This is a genomic window from Pseudomonas sp. AK-TSAG1-1 (assembly GCF_056821665.1).
This window is the reverse complement of record NZ_CM165965.1, coordinates 5,845,078-5,863,171: the sequence shown is the minus strand read 5'-3', so window position 1 is coordinate 5,863,171 and position 18,094 is coordinate 5,845,078. Positions and strand designations below refer to the sequence as shown.

The following is an 18,094-nucleotide window of genomic DNA, read 5'->3' as shown; positions in this document are numbered from 1 at the left end:
CCATGAGCATCGTTCGTAGCGACAAGCCTTTCGTCCTGGCCGGTCGTACTTACCAGTCGCGTTTGCTGGTTGGTACCGGCAAGTACCGTGACATGGAAGAAACCCGTCAGGCCATCGAAGCCTCGGGTGCCGAGATCGTCACCTTCGCCGTGCGCCGCACCAACCTCGGTCAGATCGAAGGCGAGCCGAACCTGCTCGACGTGCTGTCGCCGGAGCGCTACACCTTCCTGCCAAACACCGCCGGTTGCTACGACGCCATCGAAGCTGTGCGCACCTGCCGTCTGGCCCGTGAGCTGCTCGACGGCCACAACCTGGTGAAGCTGGAAGTGCTGGCCGACCAGAAAACCCTGTTCCCCAACGTGATTGAAACCCTCAAAGCCGCGGAAACGCTGGTCAAGGAAGGCTTCGACGTGATGGTGTACACCAGCGATGATCCGATTATCGCTCGCCAACTGGCGGACATCGGCTGCATCGCGGTCATGCCGCTGGCCGGTCTGATCGGTTCGGGCCTGGGGATCTGCAACCCGTACAACCTGCAGATCATCCTTGAAGAAGCCAGGATTCCTGTGTTGGTCGATGCCGGTGTCGGCACGGCGTCCGACGCAACCATCGCTATGGAGCTGGGTTGCGATGCGGTGCTTATGAACTCGGCCATCGCCCACGCCCAGCAACCGGTGATGATGGCCGAAGCCATGAAACACGCCATCGTTGCAGGCCGTCTGGCCCACCTCGCTGGTCGTATGCCGAAAAAACTCTATGCCAGCGCCTCTTCGCCGCTGGATGGTCTGATCAAGTAAGAGCCATTGATGACTGAATCGAACGACACGCCTATCCAGACGGAAGAGGGCGACGAGCGCCAACACCGCCGCATCAAGAGTTTCGTGATGCGCGCCGGGCGCATGACCGAAGGCCAGCAACGTGGTCTGGATCAGGGCGCGCCGCTGTACGTGCTGCCACTGGCCGACGCGCCGGTGGATTACGATCAAGTGTTCGGCCGTTCGGCACCGCGCTCGTTGGAGATCGGTTTCGGCATGGGCCACTCGCTGCTGGAGATGGCCGCGGCCGCGCCGGATCAGGACTTCATCGGTGTTGAAGTGCACCGGCCGGGTGTTGGCGCGCTGCTCAATGGCGTGCTGACCCAGGGCCTGACCAACCTGCGGGTCTACGATTGCGATGCGATCGAAGTGCTCAACCGCTGCATCGCCGATAACAGCCTCGATCGCCTGATGCTGTTCTTCCCGGACCCATGGCACAAGAGCCGTCACCACAAGCGTCGCATCGTTCAGGCGTCCTTCGCCGAGCTGGTGCGCAGCAAGCTGAAGGTTGGCGGCATCCTGCACATGGCCACCGACTGGGAACCGTACGCCGAATACATGCTGGAAGTGATGAACGTTGCTCCGGGCTATCGCAACCTCGCCGAAGACGGCAAATGCGTACCACGCCCGGCCGAACGCCCGATCACCAAGTTCGAACGTCGCGGCGAACGTCTTGGGCACGGTGTGTGGGATCTGAAGTTCGAGAAACAGTCCTGAGCATCACGCAAAACCCAATGTGGGAGCGGGCTTGCTCGCGAAGGCATCGGATCAGTCAACATCAACGTTGAATGATCGATAGCTTTCGCGAGCAAGCCCGCTCCCACAGTTGTTTTTGGGTCGGCTGAAAAGATCAGCGGCGGTCAGCGACGACGCCGATCAGCACCAGCACCACCAACAACACCGGCGCCAGGCTGTAGTTGTTGAACTGGCTCAAGCCCTTGACCACCCACGGCGTGGCGTAGATCAGCGCTGCGCCACTGCCGATCACGCACAGCAGGGCCATCAGCGGTACGCGCAGGGCGCCGGCGATGCTGCCCAGGCGTTGTTCGACCCAGCCTTTGAAGTCGGCGCCAAACAGCACCAGCAGGCAGCCCACGAGGGCCAGGGCGATTTCCGAGAGATTGCTGCGGCTCCAGCGGGACACGGTGGCGAGCAGGTCGAGTATCAAATCCATGCGTTTTTCCTTGGGGCTGCCGTTGGGGCGTGGGCTCAGCTCAGAAATTTCTGCAGCAAGTCGTTGAGAAAGAGTTGTCCGCGCTCGGTGGCCGCCAGACGTGACGGTTCGACCTGCATCAGGCCGCTTTGTTCGGCCTCCTTGCGGTGTTCGGCGAGACTTTCCAGGGGCAGGCCGGTGCGCTCCGGGTACAGGTGCGATTCCACGCCAGCCGTCAGGCGCAGCGCGTTCATCAGGAACTCGAACGGCATCTCGTCGTTGCCCAGGGCTTTCTCGCCGGCCTGGAAGCTCTTGGCCGGGTTCAGATAGTCCTTCGGCAGGCGCGTTTTCCAGGTGCGCACAATGCGTCCGTCCGGATGGCTGAGCTTGCCGTGGGCGCCGGCACCGATGCCGATGAAGTCGCCGAAACTCCAGTAATTGAGGTTATGCCGCGCCGGGCGTCCGGGCTGGGCGTAGGCCGACACTTCGTATTGCGCGTAACCGTGTTCCGCCAGCAGCGCTTGCCCGGCCTCTTGAATGTCCCACAGCGTGTCGTCTTCCGGCAGCACCGGCGGCTGGTTCCAGAACACCGTGTTCGGCTCCAGTGTCAGCTGATACCAGGAGATGTGCGTCGGTTTCAGCTCGATCGCCTGGCGCAGGTCGCTCAAGGCATCGTCCAGCGATTGATCGGGCAGGCCATGCATCAAGTCGAGGTTGAAGTTATCGAACCCGGCCAGCCGCGCCATGCCAGCCGCGCGCACGGCTTCGTCGCCGTTGTGGATGCGTCCAAGGGCTTCAAGCTTCTGCTGCTGGAAGCTCTGGATGCCGATCGACAGGCGATTGATCCCCAGTTTTCGGTACGCGACGAACTTCTCTTGTTCGAAGGTGCCGGGGTTGGCTTCCAGCGTAATTTCGATATCAGGGGCGAACGGAATGCGCTCCTCGACGCCTTTGAGCAAACGCCCAAGCGCTTCGGCACTGAACAGGCTCGGCGTGCCGCCGCCAAAGAAGATCGAACTGATTTCGCGCCCGTACACCGCGTGCAGGTCCTGATCGAGATCGGCCAGCAGCGCGTCGACGTATTCCTGCTCTGGCAGCACCGGGCTGGCGGTGTGCGAGTTGAAATCGCAATACGGGCATTTGCGTACACACCACGGGATGTGGATGTACAGCGCCAGGGGCGGCAGCGTCGGCAGCGGTGCCCGAGGCGAAGCGGCGGCGCCGCCGATGATCAGCGACGACGCAGAGGGGCTGGCGGTCATTTCAGGCCCAGACGCTGGCGCAGCAGATCCATTGCACGGGCGCGGTGGCTGATCTGGTTCTTGTCGGCCGGGCTCAGTTCGGCGCTGGACACGTCACGTTCCGGCACCCAGAACAGCGGGTCGTAGCCGAAACCGTGTTCGCCGCTGGCGGCGGTCAGGATGCGCCCGTGCCACAGGCCTTCGCAGAGGATCGGCAACGGATCGTCGGCGTGGCGCACCAGCGCCAACACGCAGACGAATTGCGCGCCGCGCTCGGCTTCAGGCACGTCTTTCAGGGCTTCGAGCAGTTTGGCATTGTTCGCCGCATCGCCCTTGCCGTCGGCGTAGCGCGCCGAGTAGATACCCGGCGCGCCGCCGAGGAAGTCCACCGCCAGACCGGAATCATCGGCCAGCGCCGGCAGACCGGAAAGGCGCGCGGCATTGCGGGCCTTGAGGATCGCGTTCTCGACGAACGACAGACCGGTTTCTTCCGGCTCGACCTTGCTCCATTCGCCGATCGAGCGCAGTTGCACCGAGTCGCCGAGCATGGCCTGGAGTTCTTTGAGTTTGCCGGCGTTATGGCTGGCCAGTACGAGTTGCTTGAGGTTCATCATTCGCCGGGAAAGAGTTCTTGGTTGAAATTGATGGTGTTGATCTTGTCGCCGTTCTGCACCTTGATTTCAAAGGTGCGGGTTTCCTGTTGGTCCACCGGGTATTGGGCGATGTAGTAGATCGCGCCCTGTTCGGTGATCTGACGGAAATTCAGCGGCACGCTCTGGCTGGTCAGGTCTTTGACCGTGCCGGTGACGCTGGCGATCAACGGTTTGCCGTCCTTGATCACCGAGACATTGATCACACCCTGGTTCTTGCTGCGGATCAGCTCGGCAGCCTTGGCGATGTCTGGCTGCAAATACGTGGAGTTGAAGGTGTTGTAGTGCACCGTCACGTCGCCGAAGGTTTCCTGGCGTTCGCTTTTGATGACGTCGGCTGCCATGGCCGTGACGCTCAGGCAGGCGGTTAATAACAACAACGCTAGACGACCCATGATCGTGCTCCTCGAAATGTCGTGGTTCAGACCGCGACCCGATGATCTGCAAGCACCGGGCTGCTGACGCGGTAGATACCTATCTCACCTAACAGATTAGGCCATAGCTTACTGGCCCACCCGTGACGGTGCTGTTGATCCACGGCAAGCCGATCAATGACCTTCGCATCACGTTCGCGACAAAGTTCTTCAAAGTCTTCGAAGGTGCAGAAGTGGATGTTCGGCGTGTTGTACCAGGTGTACGGCAAGAACTCGGACACCGGCATGCGGCCCTTGCTCGCCAGGTACCAGCGGCAGCGCCAGTGGCCGAAGTTGGGGAAAGTGATGATGCACTGGCGACCGACCCGGAGCATTTCGTCGAGGATCTTGTCCGGGTAATGCACGGCCTGCAGAGCCTGGGTCATGACCACGATGTCGAAGCTATTGCTGGCGAAGTTGCCCAGGCCCTTGTCCAAGTCCTGCTCGATGACGTTGATGCCCTTGGCCACACACTCGGCGATGTTGTCCGCGTCGTTTTCCAGGCCATAACCGGTGACCTGCTTGTGGTCGCGCAGCCAGGTCAGCAGTTCGCCGTCACCGCAACCGAGGTCGAGGACGCGGCTGCCGGCGGGGATCCATTCCTGGATGATTTCCAGATCAGCTCTCATGGCTTTCTCACAACGTGATTCGGTTCATGTAATTGCCGAACGCCTGCAAATAACGCGGGATCGGAATCAGGAAGGCGTCGTGGCCCTGTGGTGCGTCGATCTCCAGATAGCTGACGTCTTTGCGCGCCGCCATCAACGCGTCTACCAGCTCCCGCGAGCGGGCCGGGGAGAAGCGCCAGTCAGTGGTGAACGACATCACACAGAATTTGGCCGTGGCGTTCTCGAAGGTTTTCGCCAGGTTATCGTCGAAGTTCGCCGCCGGATCGAAGTAGTCCAGTGCCTTGGTCATCAACAGATAGGTGTTGGCATCGAAACGGCCGGAGAACTCTTCGCCCTGATAACGCAGGTAGCTTTCGACCTGGAACTCGACGCTGTGGAAGTCGTAGTTGAGCTTCTCGCTCTTCAGGCCACGGCCGAATTTCTCGCCCATCGAGTCGTCGGACAGGTACGTGATGTGCCCGACCATTCGCGCCAGCATCAGCCCGCGCTTGGGGATCACGCCTTGTTCCTGGAACGAACCACCGTGGAACTCGGGGTCGGTGAGGATGGCCTGACGCGCCACTTCGTTGAAGGCGATGTTCTGCGCCGACAGTTTTGGCGCCGAGGCGATGGCCAGACAGTGACGCACGCGATCCGGGTAGGTGATGGTCCACTGCAGGGCCTGCATGCCGCCGAGGCTGCCGCCGATCACTGCCGCGAACTGACGGATGCCAAGCAGGTCAGCCAGACGCGCCTGGCTGTGCACCCAGTCTTCCACGGTGAGCACCGGGAAGTCGGCGCCGAACGGCTTGCCGGTGTCCGGATTGATACTGCTCGGCCCGGTGGAGCCGTTGCAGCCGCCGAGGTTGTTGAGACTGACCACGAAGAACTTGTTGGTATCGATCGGCTTGCCCGGGCCGATACAGCTGTCCCACCAACCGGGCTTGCGGTCGTCGACGCTGTGATAGCCGGCGGCATGGTGATGCCCGGACAAGGCGTGGCAGATCAGCACGGCGTTGCTCGCCTGCGCGTTCAGCGTGCCGTAGGTTTCGTAGATCAGGTCATAGGCCGGCAGCGAACGTCCACAGGCCAATGCCAGGGGTTCACTGAAGTGCGCCGTTTGCGGCGTCACCAGACCAACAGAATCGGGGGGAAAGGCAGCTGGCATCGACCCTGCTCTCGTTGAAATGAGGCGTAAGTCTAAAGACCGGTGGGGTTAGCGGCAAGCAACGATCGGGCCCTGATGTGTTCGCTCTGGACCGAGGTGCAGCCATTCGCGAGCAGGCTCGCTCCCACAGGGGAATGCGATCCCCTGTGGGAGGGCATTTAGAAGTCAGATCCCTGGAATGCATTCCCCTGTGGGAGCGGGCTTGCTCGCGAATGGGGCGACTCGGTACATCAGATTGGTCGCATCAGATCAGGCAAATCCGGCAACTTCTTCGGCGAGCAAATCTTCACCCGTTTCTGCCGGTTCAACTCACCGCTGAGCAAACTGACCTGGCTCTTCGAGACCCCGAAAGCCTTGGCCAGAAAGCCCATCAGATAAGCATTGGCCTTGCCCTCGACCGGCGGCGCGGTGAGGCGAATCTTCAAGCGATCACCGTGCAGCCCGCAGAAATCATCGCTGCGGGCTGCCGGTTGCAGATGACATTCGAGGATCAGGTCGTCCCCGTCCCAGCGAAACCAGCTCACATCAGCAGGCGCAGGATTTCCGGCATCATCGTCATCGCCGCCAGATTGTTGATCACCAGCATGTCGATCAACTTCAGCGCGAGGAAGGCGAAGATCGGCGACAGGTCCAGACCGCCGAGGTTCGGCAGGATCTTGCGGAACGGTGCCAGCGCCGGTTCGCAGATCTGGTTCACCAGTTCAGCGCCCGGGTTGTGACTGCCCGGGGCGACCCACGACAGGATCACACTGATGATCAGGGCGAAGAAGAAAATCTTCAGGAACAGCGCGGTCACGCCGATGATCGACCAGATGAACAGCTGCAGCGGGTTGCCGGTGGTGCCGTAGGTCAGCAGCAGGGTCAGGGCCATCAGGGCCAGTTGCACCAGAATCGCCAGGACCAGCGACGACATGTCGAGGCCGAATACGCTAGGGATAACCCGACGCAGAGGCTTGAGCAGCGGCTGGGTGGCCTTGACCACGAACTGGCACAACGGGTTGTAGAAGTTCGCCCGCACCAGTTGCAGGACGAAGCGCAGCAGCACGATCAACAGGTACAGGCTGCCAAGGGTTTGCAGCACGTAAACCGCTGCGGTGTTCAATCCAATCATGTAAGGCTCCTTATTTGCCCAGTTGTTCGGCCATTTCGGCCGAGCGGTGCGCGGCGGCGCCGAGTGCTTTTTCCACCAGGGCTTCGAAGCCGCCGGCCTGGAACGATTTGATTGCAGCTTCCGTGGTGCCATTTGGCGAGGTCACGCGGCGACGCAATTCGGCAGCGTCGACGTCATTGGAGACTGCCATGTGCGCGGCGCCCAGCGCCGTCTGCAGAGTCAGTTGCTCAGCGACTTCCTGCGGCAGGCCGAGTTTGACGCCGGCGGCGGTCATCGCTTCGATCAGCAGGAAGAAGTACGCCGGGCCGGAGCCGGAGACGGCGGTTACCGCGTCCAGTTGTTGCTCTTCGTTCAGCCACAGGGCGATGCCCACGGCGGACAGCAGTTCTTCGGCCTGCTGACGCTGCTCGGCGGTCACTTCGCTGGTGGCGTACAGGCCGCTGACGCCCTGACGCAGCAGCGCCGGGGTGTTGGGCATGCAGCGCACGATTGGCTGCTCGCCGAGCCACGCGGTCATGCTCGCGCAAGTGATGCCAGCAGCGATCGAGACCACCAACTGCTGTGGTTTCAGGCTCGGGCGGAGAGCTTCACACACGGCTTTCATCGCCTGTGGCTTGACCGCCAGCACGATCACGTCGACGCCATCGATGGCCTGAGCGTTATCGGCAAAGGTTTCGATGCCGTGTTCGGCGCTGACGCGATTGCGCGTCTCTTCACCCGGATCGCTGGCGCGGATGTGACTGGCTTGCAGACCCTTGGCGCGCAGGCCGCCGATCAGACTGGCGGCCATGTTGCCGGCACCGATAAAGGCAATACGTGTGTTGCTCATGTCAGGTCCTTATTCAGAGATTTGTCAGCCATTTCATGGCTGGCCGTAGTCGCGGGCACCAAACAGGGCGGTACCGATCCGCACCCAGGTGGCGCCTTGGGCGATGGCCGACTCGAGGTCGTGGCTCATGCCCATGGAAAGTGTGTCGAGCGGCAGATTCAGACTGGCCTGCAGGCGTTGCACGGCAGCAAACGCGGCGTCCTGTTCGGCGCGATCTTCGGTCGGCTCGGGAATCGCCATCAACCCGCGCAACTTCAGGCGCGGCAGGGCGCTGATGGCCTCGGCCAACGCCGGCAGATCGGCCGGGGTGCAGCCGGATTTGCTGGCTTCGCCGCTGACATTGACCTGAATGCAGATGTTCAGCGGCGGCAGGTCGGCCGGGCGCTGTTCGGACAGGCGTTGGGCAATTTTCAGGCGATCCACGGAGTGCACCCAGTCGAAATTCTCGGCAATGGCGCGAGTCTTGTTCGATTGAATGGGGCCGATGAAGTGCCAGATCAAGGGCAGGTCGGCCAGCTCGAGCTGTTTGCCCAGGGCTTCCTGCAGATAGTTCTCGCCGAAATCACGCAGGCCGGCGGCGTGGGCTTCACGTAGGTCCCCGGCGGGCTTGGTCTTGCTCACGGCGAGCAACTGAACGCTGTTTTCAGCGCGCCCGGCAGCGGCGGTGGCGGCCTGGATGCGCGAACTAACCTGAAGGATGTTGTCTGCTATCGTGGACATCAAGAGGCGCCGGCGGTCTGAAGGTTCGCGGCATTCTACTGGAATTGAGGGACGCTATGGATATCACTGAACTGCTGGCGTTCAGCGCCAAACAGGGCGCTTCCGACCTGCATCTGTCGGCCGGTCTGCCGCCGATGATCCGCGTCGATGGTGATGTGCGGCGGATCAATCTGCCGGCGCTGGATCACAAGCAAGTGCATGAATTGATCTACGACATCATGAACGACACCCAGCGGGTCGACTTCGAGAAACACCTGGAAACGGATTTTTCGTTCGAAGTCCCCGGTGTGGCGCGCTTTCGGGTCAATGCCTTCAACCAGAACCGGGGCGCCGGCGCGGTGTTTCGCACCATTCCGTCGAAAGTGCTGAGCATGGAAGACCTCGGCATGGGCGACGTGTTTCGCAAGATCACTGATGCGCCGCGCGGGCTGGTGCTGGTGACCGGGCCGACCGGCTCCGGCAAATCGACCACGCTGGCGGCGATGATCGATTACCTCAACACCCATCGCCATCACCACATCCTCACCATCGAAGACCCGATCGAGTTCGTCCACGAATCGCGCAAATGCCTGATCAACCAGCGCGAGGTGCACCGCGACACTCGCAGCTTCGCCACCGCCCTGCGTTCGGCGTTGCGCGAAGACCCGGACGTGATTCTGGTGGGCGAGATGCGCGACCTGGAAACCATTCGCCTGGCCCTGACCGCCGCCGAAACCGGCCATCTGGTGTTCGGCACGCTGCACACCACCTCGGCGGCGAAAACCATCGACCGGGTGGTGGATGTGTTCCCGGGGGACGAGAAGTCGATGGTGCGTTCGATGCTGTCGGAATCGCTGCTGGCAGTGGTCTCGCAGACGTTGATCAAGAAGATCGGCGGCGGACGGGTGGCGGCGCACGAGATCATGCTGGGAACGTCGGCGATCCGTAACCTGATCCGCGAGGACAAGGTGGCGCAGATGTATTCGGCGATTCAGACCGGTGGGGCGTTGGGGATGCAGACACTCGACATGTGCCTGAAGGAGCTGGTGACCAAGGGCTTGATCAGCCGCGAGCATGCGCGGGAGAAGGCGCGTACGCCGGATAATTTCTGAAGGAGGCTTGCGGTGCTTTCACCGGCCTCTTCGCGAGCAGGCCCGCTCCCACATTGGAATGCATTTCCATGTGGGAGCGAGCCTGCTCGCGAAGGCGTCAGTCGTTGCGATACAGGCTGCGGATCAGTCAGCTCAGCGCTGAACCACACGCATCTGCTTGCCGGCAGGCTCTTTGGGCAGCACACGCTTGGCAACCACGTAATGCTGTTCCCAGTACGGCTTGTTCAGCGTGTCGATGCTCACCGCTTTGCCACGGCGCGGTGCGTGGATGAAGCGGTCGTTGCCCAGGTAGATGGCAACGTGGTTGACCCGACGGCTCTTGATGTTGAAGAAAATCAGGTCGCCCGGTTTCAGATCCTTGCGCTCGACTTTCTCGCCATGACCGCTGGCCATGGCGTTGGAGGTGCGTGGCAGGTCGAACGTGGCGTCGTTGAACGCATATTTCACCAGCCCGCTGCAGTCGAAGCCTTTACTTGGGCTGCTGCCGCCCCAACGATAAGGAGTACCGAGGACATTGACCGCACGGCTCAGGACGTTGCTGCTTTCCTTGTTGGCCATCGGCGGAACCAGCTTGCCGTGATTCTTGCTGGCGAGCGTGGTGTGTTTCGTTTGTTTGCTGCTTTTGCTCGAAGGAGCCGAAGCATGGGATTTAGGGGTGAAACCGTTAACGTTGGGAAGACGTTGCTCACGATTGGTGGCGTGGGCGGCCAGTGGCATTAATAGGCAGATGGTTAGCCATGTCTTGAAAAATGGTCGCATTAGGCGTGGCTCTTAAAGGTTTGCGCGCAACTTTATAACAGCTTTTTTGTCCCTTCCGAGGCCGTTGGTCGATTCAACCCGGGGGTCAATTTCGCCCAACAAGCGGCAATCTGGCGCAATTGTCGGACAGAACCCAAGCCCTGCAAGGCTTTGAGCAAGGTGTAACGCCCACGAACCACTTGTCGGCTCGACACAAAAAAGTCACAGAGATGCAGAAAAAATTTATCTATCGACGCAAAAGAGGCCATTCATGAACCGCTATCAGCAGGTTGCTCAACCCCAGGATACGCACAGCAAAGTGATCGGTTATCTGCTGTGGATTTTCGGCTTTACCGGTGCTCACCGTTTTTATTACGGCAAGCCCGTCACCGGGACGATCTGGTTTTTCACCTTCGGTCTGCTGGGTATCGGCTGGCTGATCGACGTGTTCCTGATCCCGGCGATGGATCGCGAGGCCGATCTGCGTTTTACCGCAGGGCCGATCGAATACAACGTGGCGTGGATTCTACTGACGTTTCTGGGGGTGTTCGGCGTGCACCGGATGTACCAGGGCAAGTGGATCAGCGGTTTGCTGTACCTGCTGACGGGCGGTTTGTTCTTTGTCGGAGTGCTGTATGACTTCTGGACGCTGAATGATCAGGTCTCGGTGCGTAACGCGCAGAACAGAGGCGCCTTCCAGTAAGTGATAGCGAGGGGGCAGACCGCCGACGCCAGTTCGCACGCTGGCAGGCAAGCCCCCTCGACACCCGGTCTTGCATTTGTGCTATTTCAATTGCGCGAAGGTTTGCATTTGGAAAACGACAAACGTAATGGCCGTGACACCATAAAGTATTGCAATGATGGCGTGATTGGGTTCGAACCAGTAGACAATCCTGTCAACCAAAATTACCAGCGATACTGTTGCAATCAAATAGGCTGACATTTTCAGTAACAGACCTGCGAACGAGTGGGTGTAGGCCCAGCGTAATAAGAGAATCTGCAGCAGGTGCGTGAGTGTCAGTGTCAGGAAAATAATCAGCGTTGCACCAATGGGAAGGCCGATTGAGTCCTGATTTACATCATATATTTCTGCTCTGAGGTTTTTTATGAGTATGAGTACCCCTGCGCCAGATGTCAGTGCGAGAACGATAGGGTATATATAAATTAACAGTTTGCAGGCTCTGTTCATTCGCTCTCCATTGTGCAGATGTCTGTGGGAATACTGATGCTCATGGAGCAGGGTGAAATCCTGTTCCGCTCAGCCTTATTTTATGGTCGCCGAAAATATCGATCTCATAATGTGTTCCGGAAAATACTCTACCTGCTGTCGTTAATAACTCAAGGGCAGTTGATCTGTTGCTTGCATCAAAGTCGTAAGTGTAAGTATAGGCTCGAATAACGCCGTCGAAAACCCAAGACCCTGTTTTGTCCCGGGTAAAGTTTCCCTCCATCTTTAACGTTATTCTTCCCAGATAAGCTCCGGTGACGTTGCTGTCATTAATAGTCGTGTAAGGGATCTTCGGGTCAGATAAGTAATAAGTTCCAGCTTCTCGAGTGCTTGCGATAGAGCTTGCCAATAGTGGCAATTCATTGGCGCTGACATTCAGCCCAATATTGTTGATGTTCACCCTCATCCTCTCACCCTTTCCCCAAAGATAATGAGCGAAAGCTTTGATCGGGCTAAAGGTGCCTCCGGAAAGTTCGGTTGTGAGTGTTTCGTAATTCAGAGTGTAGGGAGCAGTCGCGGAGACTTTGATGAGGGCTTCTATGGCGCTTAGTTTTTGCTGCGCCGCAAATGAATCTGCCAGGCTGAAATTGATGACTTTGTTCTTGAAGTAGCCGTGGCTGATAATGGCGGAGTTGCTTAGTAAATAATTGTCGCTTTCCGTTATTCTCCAGAGATCACGAATTCCACTCAGGGCGTCATTATTAATGGCCTTGCTCACCATTTGCAGTTCGTAGGTGAAGGCTTTGATTCCGGATTTCATTTCAAGCCAGGCATGGAACATATCCATTTCTGCTGAGGTTATTACCGGGCCATTGCTCAGAGGCAGTGAATAGGTTTTACCGTCATTGGTGATGATGGCCTCTCCTGCGCCCTGCCAGTCTGCTGTTGCGTAGGTTCCCCATTTGAAGCCCGAGTCGACTGTAAAGCCGCCAGAACTACTTGTTGTGCCTCTGGTGACAATAGGGGGAAGCGTAAGTCCATTTTTCATATGCTCATCCTTGTGGGTGTTGGTTATCCTTCTGACGGTTTTATATTAATAGCTGTGTGTAAACGTCACCTACGAGAACTTTGTAGGCTGTTTCTGATTGTGTCGAAGCTGTTTTTACAGGGCTGTAAAGCGTCGGAGATTTCTTTATGGCGAGTGGCCGGGTTCCTACGCCGCTTGGTGAAGATAGCGGTGGGAGTGGCGCGAGGGAAAGGGGTGTTGCGAGCAATGAAATTAAGCGGAATTTTTCCAGTAATGATGTTTATCGCTATCAAGCGATAGCAGGCCACTGCAGCCTGCTATCGCTTGTCTTCAGGCCTGGTGGCTGATTCGCCCATCCACCAGCGTGTAACGCACCACACCCGGCAGGGTGTGACCGAGGAACGGGCAGTTCTCGCCCTTCGACAACCAGCCTTCGCCGGCCACGGTGGACGCTTTCGGATCGAACAGCACGATATCCGCCGCGCCGCCCACCGCCAGTTTGCCTGCCGGCAGGCGCAGTGCATCCGCCGGGCCAGCGCTCAGGCGCGCGAGCAGGGTCGGCAGATCCAGCAGACCATCCTCGACCAGTGTCATCGCCAGCGGCAGCAACAGCTCGACGCTACTGATGCCCGGCTCGGTCGCACCGAACGGGGCCAGTTTGGCGTCGCGTTCGTGCGGCTGGTGATGGCTGGAGATCGCTGACACCACTCCGGACTTCACCGCCTCACGCAGACCATCGCGGTCAGCGCGGGTGCGCAGCGGCGGTTGCACGTGATACAGGCTGCTGAAGTCGATCAGCGCTTCATCGGTCAGAATCAACTGGTACAGCGCGACATCCGCGGTGACCTTCAAGCCGCGGGCCTGGGCCTGGGCGATCAGGGCCACACCGCGAGCGCTGGTCAGTTGACTGAAATGCGCGCGCACGCCGGTCTGCTCGACCAGCAGCAGGTCTCGGGCCAGGGCCACGGTTTCTGCGGTTTCCGGGATGCCCGGCAAGCCGAGGAAGCTGGCGACAGCGCCTTCGTGGGCCAGACCGCCATCGGCCAGATCGTGATCCTGTGAATTGAAAATCACCGTCAGGTCGAAGGTGGCCGCGTAGTCCAGCGCCCGGCACAGGGTGCGGGTGTTGCGGAAGCTCTCAAGACCGTTGCCGAATGCCACACAGCCGGCGTCACGCAAAGCAACGAGCTCTGCAAGCTGTTCGCCGTCCAGGCCTTTGCTCAGTGCGCCAATCGGGAACACCTTGGTGTTGCCGGCTTCGCGGGCGCGGTCGAGGATCAGCTCGGCCACCGCCGAGGTGTCGAGCACCGGTTTGGTCTTCGGTGGGCAGCACAGGCTGGTCACGCCACCGGCCGCTGCGGCGCGGGTTTCGCTGGCGATGGTGCCTTTGCGGCTGTAGCCCGGCTCGCGCAGGGCGACGTTCAGGTCGACCAGCCCGGGGGCGGCCACAAGGCCTTGGGCATCAATGGTTTCGACAGCGCTGAAACCGGCCGGCGCGGCGCCGAGGGCGACGATCTTGCAGGCTTCGACGTGGATATCGGTGACTTGATCCAGGCCGCTGCTTGGATCGATGACGCGGGCGCCGAGAATGCTGAGCTTCACTGGGCGTTCTCCTGCTCGAATTGACGTTGCGCCGTCTGCCCGCTCATGGCCATCGACAGCACGGCCATACGGATTGCGATGCCGTAGGTGACTTGATTGAGGATCACCGAGTGCGGGCCGTCGGCCACTGCCGACTCGATCTCCACGCCACGGTTGATCGGCCCCGGGTGCATGACGATGCAATCGGGCTTGGCCCCGGCCAGGCGCGCCGTGGTCAGGCCGAACAGGCGGTAGAACTCGCCTTCGCTCGGCAGCAGGCCGCCGGTCATGCGCTCACGCTGCAGGCGCAGCATGATCACCACGTCGACGTCCTTCAGGCCTTCGGTCATGTCGGTGTAGACCTTGACGCCGTACTGCTCGATGCCGATCGGCAGCAGGGTTTTCGGCGCGATCACGCGGATGTCCTGGCAGCCGAGGGTCTTCAGGGCGAGCATGTTCGAGCGCGCCACCCGTGAGTGCAGGATGTCGCCGACGATCGCTACCGAGAGGTTTTCGAAACTGCCCTTGTGCCGACGGATGGTCAGCATGTCGAGCATGCCCTGGGTCGGGTGCGCATGACGGCCGTCGCCACCGTTGATGATCGCTACTTGCGGACAGACATGCTCGGCGATGAAGTGCGCAGCGCCGGAGTCTCCGTGGCGCACGACGAACATGTCGGCGGCCATCGCTTCAAGGTTGCGCAGGGTGTCGAGCAGGGTTTCACCTTTACTCGCCGACGAGGTCGACACGTTGAGGGTGATCACGTCCGCCGACAGCCGCTGGGCCGCCAGTTCGAAGGTGGTGCGGGTGCGGGTGGAGTTCTCGAAGAACACGTTGCACACGGTCTTGCCGCGCAGCAACGGGACCTTCTTCACCGCCCGGGCACCGACTTCGAGGAACGAGTCGGCAGTGTCGAGGATTTCCGTCAGCAACTCGCGGCGCAGGCCGTCGAGCGAGAGGAAGTGGCGCAGCTGGCCCTGATCATTGAGCTGCAGCGGGCGCTTGGTGTCTAGAGGCGTCATCGCGAGGGGGACTCTCAATAGGGCGGATTAAGGGTTCAGGTCTTGCAGTTCGAGCGTCAGCGGCTCAGGGCCGGACAGCTTTACCCGCTCGTGCGGGGCGAGCGACAGGGTCGCGCCGACCACGTTCGGGCGAATCGGCAGTTCGCCAGCGTCCAGGTCCAGCAGGCACACCAGGGTCACGCTGGCCGGGCGGCCGTAGTCGAACAGTTCGTTCATGGCGGCGCGGATGGTGCGGCCGCTCATCAGTACGTCGTCGATCAGCACCAGATGCTGGCCTTCGATCTCGAAGGGCAGGGCCGACGGGCGCACTTGCGGGTGCAGGCCGTTCTGGCTGAAGTCGTCGCGGTAGAAGGAAACATCCAGCGTGCCCAGCGGCGCATCACTGCCCAGCTCCTTGAGCAGGGCCTGCGCGACCCAGATTCCGCCAGTGCGGATGCCGATGTAGCGCGGTTCACTGATATCACGCTGGGCAAGGTGCGCCTTGAGGCGGGTCGCCATCTGGCTGATCAGATCGGCGGGATTTGGCAGGCTCATGGTTGCTCCTTCTTGGGGCCGAGCCAGGTCCTTGGACAAGGCTTGGGTTATAACGCAAAAGAAAAGCGCCGAAGCGCTTGTCAGGATTCAAACAATGCAGTGTTTTCATCGAGCCAGCCCTGCAACAGCAGGGCGGCGGCGATGGCGTCCACCGGGTTGTCGCGGTAACTGCCTTTCTGTCCGCCGCGCACCAGTCGCTCACCCTTGGCTTCAAAGGTGGTCAGGCGTTCGTCGTGGGTATAGAACGGCACATTGAAGCGGCCATTGAGGCGACGGGCGAACTTCTCGGCGCGCAGGCACATTTCGCTGGGCGTGCCGTCCATGTTCAGCGGCAGGCCGACCACCACGGCGTCGGGCTTCCATTCCTTGAACAGGGCTTCGACCTGATTCCAGTCCGGAACGCCGTTCTGCGCTTTCAGGGTGCACAGCTCTCGGGCCTGGCCGGTAATCACCTGGCCGACCGCGACGCCGATCTGTTTGGTGCCGTAGTCGAAGCCGAGAATCAGGCGCAGGGCCATCAGGCGTGCCCCGCCTGGCTGGTCAGCAGGCTGAGGTTGATCCCCAGATGCCGTGCCGCCGCTTCCAGACGCAGTTCGCTGCTGGTGTTGAACAGGATGTCTGCGTCGTACGGGCAGGTCAGCCAGGCGTTGTCGGCGAGCTCCGCTTCCAGTTGCCCGGCTTCCCAGCCGGCGTAACCGAGGGCGATCACGCTTTTCGCCGGGCCCACGCCGTCGGCGATGGCGAACAGCACGTCCTGCGAGGTCGACAGCGCCAGATCACCGTCCAGCTCGACAGTGGCCTGAAAGGTCTTGCCCGCCGGGTGCAGAACGAAACCGCGATCAGTCTGCACCGGGCCGCCGATGAAGATAGGCACATGCTGGCACAGCGCTGGTGGATCGATGTCCGGACGCAGTTGCTCGAGAATGTCGGCCAGATTCAGCTCTTGCGGTCGATTGACCACCAGCCCCATGGCGCCATTGACCGTGTGCTCGACGATGTAGGTCAAGGTGTGGGCAAAGTTCGGGTCGGCCATGTGAGGCATGGCGATCAGGAAGTGATGCTTGAGGTAGCTGGGGCTGACGTTTTTCATGAGCGATAGTGTGGCGTCGTAGGGGCAAACTGACAAGCTGAGGATCAGGCAGCAACGCGGATCAAATGTGGGGCGGGCTTTGCGATGTTCTTAATTGCTGGAGAGCTTGTCGCCCCGGGCGAACTTCCAGGTGCGGATGATTTCCAGTCGGTCGATATCCGACAGATCGCCGGTAAACGGGGCAAACGGTGCCGCCAGTCGAACAATGCGCTGCGCTGCCTGATCCAGCAGCGGCTGGCCGGACGACTCGAGCACCAGCACTTCATACAGCGAACCGTCGCGATTGATCGAGACCATCAGGCGCAGGTTGCCGTAGATCTGCTTGCGTCGGGCCTCTTCCGGGTAATTGAGGTTGCCGATCCGCTCGACCTTCTTGCGCCAGTCGTCCTTGTACCAGGCGCCCTTGTCGCGCATGGTCGAGGCGGCGCTCAAGCGGTGAATGCGCGGGCGCTTGGCGTACAGCTGTTGTTCGTTGGCCAGTTCCGCTTCGAGGCTGGCGATGTCGCTGGACAGCTGCGAGCTGTCGAACGTCGGCGCGTCAACTGCAGGTTTGGTCTCGGTTTTGGTTTCTTCTTTCTTGGTCGGCGCCTTTTGCTGTTTCGGCGCCACCGTGGTCACCGCAGCCTTGGGCGCCGCTTCGCGGACTTCTGGCTTGGCGGCCGGTGGCGGGGTGACTTTCTTGACCAGGTTGTCCTGGAACGGCGCGACCTCGGTGGTCTTGGGGATCGCCTTCTTGTCCAGGGTGCCGCTGCCTTGCTGGTTTTCCTGAGCGAGGAAGTCGGCCTTCTCGGGCTTCTTTTCACTCTTGAAGGTGGCGAGGGTGATTTCCAGGGTTTTGCTGATCTGCTTGGGCTCGACCATGGTGAAGCCGACACCCAGCAGCAGCGCCAAATGAATCAGCGCTGCGAGAAACAGGGTAAATCCGAGGCGATCGGCCGGGCGCACGCCACGATGGGCGAGTTCTGCGGGCAGATCGGACGGGAGGGTCATGACAGAAAAACCAACATCGCGTTTTTACGGGCTCGGCATGATAACGCAATGTTGGTTTTTAGCTGCAAGCTTCAAGCGACAAGCAGCACAGGAGCAGCAGCGAGTTTCGAGCTTCGAGCTGCATGTTTAAGGCTTGAGGCTTGCA

23 protein-coding genes are annotated in these 18,094 nt (G+C 60.4%); 4 read left to right on the top strand and 19 right to left on the bottom strand.

Annotation, left to right across the window (positions count from 1 at the left end):
- Positions 1 to 2: 2 nt before the first annotated feature.
- Positions 3 to 797, top strand: coding sequence for a thiazole synthase (locus AC1UK9_RS26600; protein ID WP_482578793.1), 795 nt, complete (start codon positions 3 to 5; stop codon positions 795 to 797).
- A 9-nt stretch (positions 798 to 806) separates the two neighbouring features.
- Positions 807 to 1,532: a tRNA (guanosine(46)-N7)-methyltransferase TrmB gene (gene trmB / locus AC1UK9_RS26595; RefSeq protein ID WP_016983240.1), complete on the top strand. Its 726-nt coding sequence runs from the start codon at positions 807 to 809 to the stop codon at positions 1,530 to 1,532.
- A gap of 133 nt (positions 1,533 to 1,665) precedes the next feature.
- On the opposite strand, the gene AC1UK9_RS26590 is transcribed toward trmB, so the two are convergent.
- From AC1UK9_RS26590 to AC1UK9_RS26545, 10 genes are all read right to left on the bottom strand, one after another.
- On the bottom strand, positions 1,666 to 1,989 hold the full coding sequence (locus AC1UK9_RS26590; protein WP_003229134.1) for a DUF3392 domain-containing protein: 324 nt from the start codon (positions 1,987 to 1,989) through the stop codon (positions 1,666 to 1,668).
- 35 nt (positions 1,990 to 2,024) lie between these two features.
- The gene (gene hemW, locus AC1UK9_RS26585; protein WP_482578792.1) at positions 2,025 to 3,230 is read right to left on the bottom strand and encodes a radical SAM family heme chaperone HemW; all 1,206 of its coding nucleotides are present in this window, start codon (positions 3,228 to 3,230) and stop codon (positions 2,025 to 2,027) included.
- Positions 3,227 to 3,823, bottom strand: a complete 597-nt coding sequence (gene rdgB / locus AC1UK9_RS26580) for an RdgB/HAM1 family non-canonical purine NTP pyrophosphatase (protein WP_025109135.1) — start codon at positions 3,821 to 3,823, stop codon at positions 3,227 to 3,229. The genes hemW and rdgB overlap by 4 nt, the downstream gene beginning before the upstream one ends.
- Positions 3,820 to 4,254 (bottom strand): DUF4426 domain-containing protein, encoded by a 435-nt coding sequence (locus tag AC1UK9_RS26575; protein ID WP_025109136.1) that lies wholly within the window; start codon positions 4,252 to 4,254, stop codon positions 3,820 to 3,822. Before AC1UK9_RS26575 ends, rdgB begins: the two co-directional genes overlap by 4 nt.
- Positions 4,255 to 4,280: 26 nt before the next feature.
- Complete coding sequence (metW, locus tag AC1UK9_RS26570; protein ID WP_025109137.1) at positions 4,281 to 4,901, bottom strand: methionine biosynthesis protein MetW; 621 nt, start codon at positions 4,899 to 4,901, stop codon at positions 4,281 to 4,283.
- 7 nt (positions 4,902 to 4,908) lie between these two features.
- On the bottom strand, positions 4,909 to 6,048 hold the full coding sequence (metX, locus tag AC1UK9_RS26565; protein ID WP_473013831.1) for a homoserine O-succinyltransferase MetX: 1,140 nt from the start codon (positions 6,046 to 6,048) through the stop codon (positions 4,909 to 4,911).
- A gap of 230 nt (positions 6,049 to 6,278) precedes the next feature.
- Entirely contained in the window at positions 6,279 to 6,572 is a 294-nt protein-coding gene (locus tag AC1UK9_RS26560; protein WP_482578791.1) for a DUF167 domain-containing protein, read from the bottom strand.
- Positions 6,569 to 7,159, bottom strand: coding sequence for a YggT family protein (locus AC1UK9_RS26555; RefSeq protein ID WP_025109140.1), 591 nt, complete (start codon positions 7,157 to 7,159; stop codon positions 6,569 to 6,571). Before AC1UK9_RS26555 ends, AC1UK9_RS26560 begins: the two co-directional genes overlap by 4 nt.
- A gap of 10 nt (positions 7,160 to 7,169) precedes the next feature.
- On the bottom strand, positions 7,170 to 7,988 hold the full coding sequence (gene proC / locus AC1UK9_RS26550) for a pyrroline-5-carboxylate reductase (RefSeq protein ID WP_482578790.1): 819 nt from the start codon (positions 7,986 to 7,988) through the stop codon (positions 7,170 to 7,172).
- A 33-nt stretch (positions 7,989 to 8,021) separates the two neighbouring features.
- Positions 8,022 to 8,708 (bottom strand): YggS family pyridoxal phosphate-dependent enzyme, encoded by a 687-nt coding sequence (locus tag AC1UK9_RS26545; RefSeq protein WP_482578789.1) that lies wholly within the window; start codon positions 8,706 to 8,708, stop codon positions 8,022 to 8,024.
- Between the two features lie 56 nt (positions 8,709 to 8,764).
- On the opposite strand from AC1UK9_RS26545, the gene AC1UK9_RS26540 reads away from it, so the two are divergent.
- Positions 8,765 to 9,799 carry a type IV pilus twitching motility protein PilT gene (locus tag AC1UK9_RS26540; protein WP_025109143.1) on the top strand — a complete coding sequence of 345 codons (1,035 nt, stop codon included), beginning with the start codon at positions 8,765 to 8,767 and terminating at the stop codon, positions 9,797 to 9,799.
- Between the two features lie 132 nt (positions 9,800 to 9,931).
- Here the strand turns inward: AC1UK9_RS26540 and AC1UK9_RS26535 are convergent, their stop codons facing one another.
- Complete coding sequence (locus tag AC1UK9_RS26535; RefSeq protein ID WP_003229112.1) at positions 9,932 to 10,558, bottom strand: C40 family peptidase; 627 nt, start codon at positions 10,556 to 10,558, stop codon at positions 9,932 to 9,934.
- A 250-nt stretch (positions 10,559 to 10,808) separates the two neighbouring features.
- On the opposite strand from AC1UK9_RS26535, the gene AC1UK9_RS26530 reads away from it, so the two are divergent.
- Entirely contained in the window at positions 10,809 to 11,240 is a 432-nt protein-coding gene (locus AC1UK9_RS26530; RefSeq protein WP_025109144.1) for an NINE protein, read from the top strand.
- A gap of 81 nt (positions 11,241 to 11,321) precedes the next feature.
- Here AC1UK9_RS26530 and AC1UK9_RS26525 read toward each other — a convergent pair whose 3' ends face one another.
- The 8 genes from AC1UK9_RS26525 to AC1UK9_RS26490 form a co-directional block, all read right to left on the bottom strand.
- Entirely contained in the window at positions 11,322 to 11,726 is a 405-nt protein-coding gene (locus tag AC1UK9_RS26525) for a hypothetical protein (protein WP_482578788.1), read from the bottom strand.
- 40 nt (positions 11,727 to 11,766) lie between these two features.
- The gene (locus tag AC1UK9_RS26520) at positions 11,767 to 12,753 is read right to left on the bottom strand and encodes a lipid II-degrading bacteriocin (protein ID WP_482578787.1); all 987 of its coding nucleotides are present in this window, start codon (positions 12,751 to 12,753) and stop codon (positions 11,767 to 11,769) included.
- Between the two features lie 309 nt (positions 12,754 to 13,062).
- Positions 13,063 to 14,334, bottom strand: a complete 1,272-nt coding sequence (locus tag AC1UK9_RS26515; RefSeq protein WP_025109147.1) for a dihydroorotase — start codon at positions 14,332 to 14,334, stop codon at positions 13,063 to 13,065.
- A complete protein-coding gene (locus tag AC1UK9_RS26510) occupies positions 14,331 to 15,335 on the bottom strand; it encodes an aspartate carbamoyltransferase catalytic subunit (protein WP_025109148.1) in 1,005 nt (334 codons plus the stop codon). The genes AC1UK9_RS26515 and AC1UK9_RS26510 overlap by 4 nt, the downstream gene beginning before the upstream one ends.
- 27 nt (positions 15,336 to 15,362) lie before the next feature.
- Positions 15,363 to 15,869, bottom strand: coding sequence for a bifunctional pyr operon transcriptional regulator/uracil phosphoribosyltransferase PyrR (gene pyrR, locus AC1UK9_RS26505; RefSeq protein ID WP_025109149.1), 507 nt, complete (start codon positions 15,867 to 15,869; stop codon positions 15,363 to 15,365).
- An 80-nt stretch (positions 15,870 to 15,949) separates the two neighbouring features.
- Positions 15,950 to 16,387, bottom strand: coding sequence for a Holliday junction resolvase RuvX (gene ruvX / locus AC1UK9_RS26500; protein WP_003229101.1), 438 nt, complete (start codon positions 16,385 to 16,387; stop codon positions 15,950 to 15,952).
- Positions 16,387 to 16,959: a YqgE/AlgH family protein gene (locus AC1UK9_RS26495; RefSeq protein WP_482578785.1), complete on the bottom strand. Its 573-nt coding sequence runs from the start codon at positions 16,957 to 16,959 to the stop codon at positions 16,387 to 16,389. The genes ruvX and AC1UK9_RS26495 overlap by 1 nt, the downstream gene beginning before the upstream one ends.
- Before the next feature lie 90 nt (positions 16,960 to 17,049).
- Positions 17,050 to 17,949 carry an energy transducer TonB gene (locus AC1UK9_RS26490; protein ID WP_482578784.1) on the bottom strand — a complete coding sequence of 300 codons (900 nt, stop codon included), beginning with the start codon at positions 17,947 to 17,949 and terminating at the stop codon, positions 17,050 to 17,052.
- Between the last annotated feature and the right edge of the window lie 145 nt (positions 17,950 to 18,094).

What these genes read in the sequence shown, in the direction of transcription:
- AC1UK9_RS26600 (WP_482578793.1), top strand. Translation starts at nt 3, where the DNA reads ATGAGCATCGTTCGTAGCGACAAGCCTTTCGTCCTGGCCGGTCGTACT.
- trmB (WP_016983240.1), top strand. Translation starts at nt 807, where the DNA reads ATGACTGAATCGAACGACACGCCTATCCAGACGGAAGAGGGCGACGAG.
- AC1UK9_RS26590 (WP_003229134.1), bottom strand. Translation starts at nt 1,989, where the DNA reads ATGGATTTGATACTCGACCTGCTCGCCACCGTGTCCCGCTGGAGCCGC.
- hemW (WP_482578792.1), bottom strand. Translation starts at nt 3,230, where the DNA reads ATGACCGCCAGCCCCTCTGCGTCGTCGCTGATCATCGGCGGCGCCGCC.
- rdgB (WP_025109135.1), bottom strand. Translation starts at nt 3,823, where the DNA reads ATGATGAACCTCAAGCAACTCGTACTGGCCAGCCATAACGCCGGCAAA.
- AC1UK9_RS26575 (WP_025109136.1), bottom strand. Translation starts at nt 4,254, where the DNA reads ATGGGTCGTCTAGCGTTGTTGTTATTAACCGCCTGCCTGAGCGTCACG.
- metW (WP_025109137.1), bottom strand. Translation starts at nt 4,901, where the DNA reads ATGAGAGCTGATCTGGAAATCATCCAGGAATGGATCCCCGCCGGCAGC.
- metX (WP_473013831.1), bottom strand. Translation starts at nt 6,048, where the DNA reads ATGCCAGCTGCCTTTCCCCCCGATTCTGTTGGTCTGGTGACGCCGCAA.
- AC1UK9_RS26555 (WP_025109140.1), bottom strand. Translation starts at nt 7,159, where the DNA reads ATGATTGGATTGAACACCGCAGCGGTTTACGTGCTGCAAACCCTTGGC.
- proC (WP_482578790.1), bottom strand. Translation starts at nt 7,988, where the DNA reads ATGAGCAACACACGTATTGCCTTTATCGGTGCCGGCAACATGGCCGCC.
- AC1UK9_RS26545 (WP_482578789.1), bottom strand. Translation starts at nt 8,708, where the DNA reads ATGTCCACGATAGCAGACAACATCCTTCAGGTTAGTTCGCGCATCCAG.
- AC1UK9_RS26540 (WP_025109143.1), top strand. Translation starts at nt 8,765, where the DNA reads ATGGATATCACTGAACTGCTGGCGTTCAGCGCCAAACAGGGCGCTTCC.
- AC1UK9_RS26535 (WP_003229112.1), bottom strand. Translation starts at nt 10,558, where the DNA reads ATGCGACCATTTTTCAAGACATGGCTAACCATCTGCCTATTAATGCCA.
- AC1UK9_RS26530 (WP_025109144.1), top strand. Translation starts at nt 10,809, where the DNA reads ATGAACCGCTATCAGCAGGTTGCTCAACCCCAGGATACGCACAGCAAA.
- AC1UK9_RS26525 (WP_482578788.1), bottom strand. Translation starts at nt 11,726, where the DNA reads ATGAACAGAGCCTGCAAACTGTTAATTTATATATACCCTATCGTTCTC.
- AC1UK9_RS26520 (WP_482578787.1), bottom strand. Translation starts at nt 12,753, where the DNA reads ATGAAAAATGGACTTACGCTTCCCCCTATTGTCACCAGAGGCACAACA.
- AC1UK9_RS26510 (WP_025109148.1), bottom strand. Translation starts at nt 15,335, where the DNA reads ATGACGCCTCTAGACACCAAGCGCCCGCTGCAGCTCAATGATCAGGGC.
- pyrR (WP_025109149.1), bottom strand. Translation starts at nt 15,869, where the DNA reads ATGAGCCTGCCAAATCCCGCCGATCTGATCAGCCAGATGGCGACCCGC.
- ruvX (WP_003229101.1), bottom strand. Translation starts at nt 16,387, where the DNA reads ATGGCCCTGCGCCTGATTCTCGGCTTCGACTACGGCACCAAACAGATC.
- AC1UK9_RS26495 (WP_482578785.1), bottom strand. Translation starts at nt 16,959, where the DNA reads ATGAAAAACGTCAGCCCCAGCTACCTCAAGCATCACTTCCTGATCGCC.
- AC1UK9_RS26490 (WP_482578784.1), bottom strand. Translation starts at nt 17,949, where the DNA reads ATGACCCTCCCGTCCGATCTGCCCGCAGAACTCGCCCATCGTGGCGTG.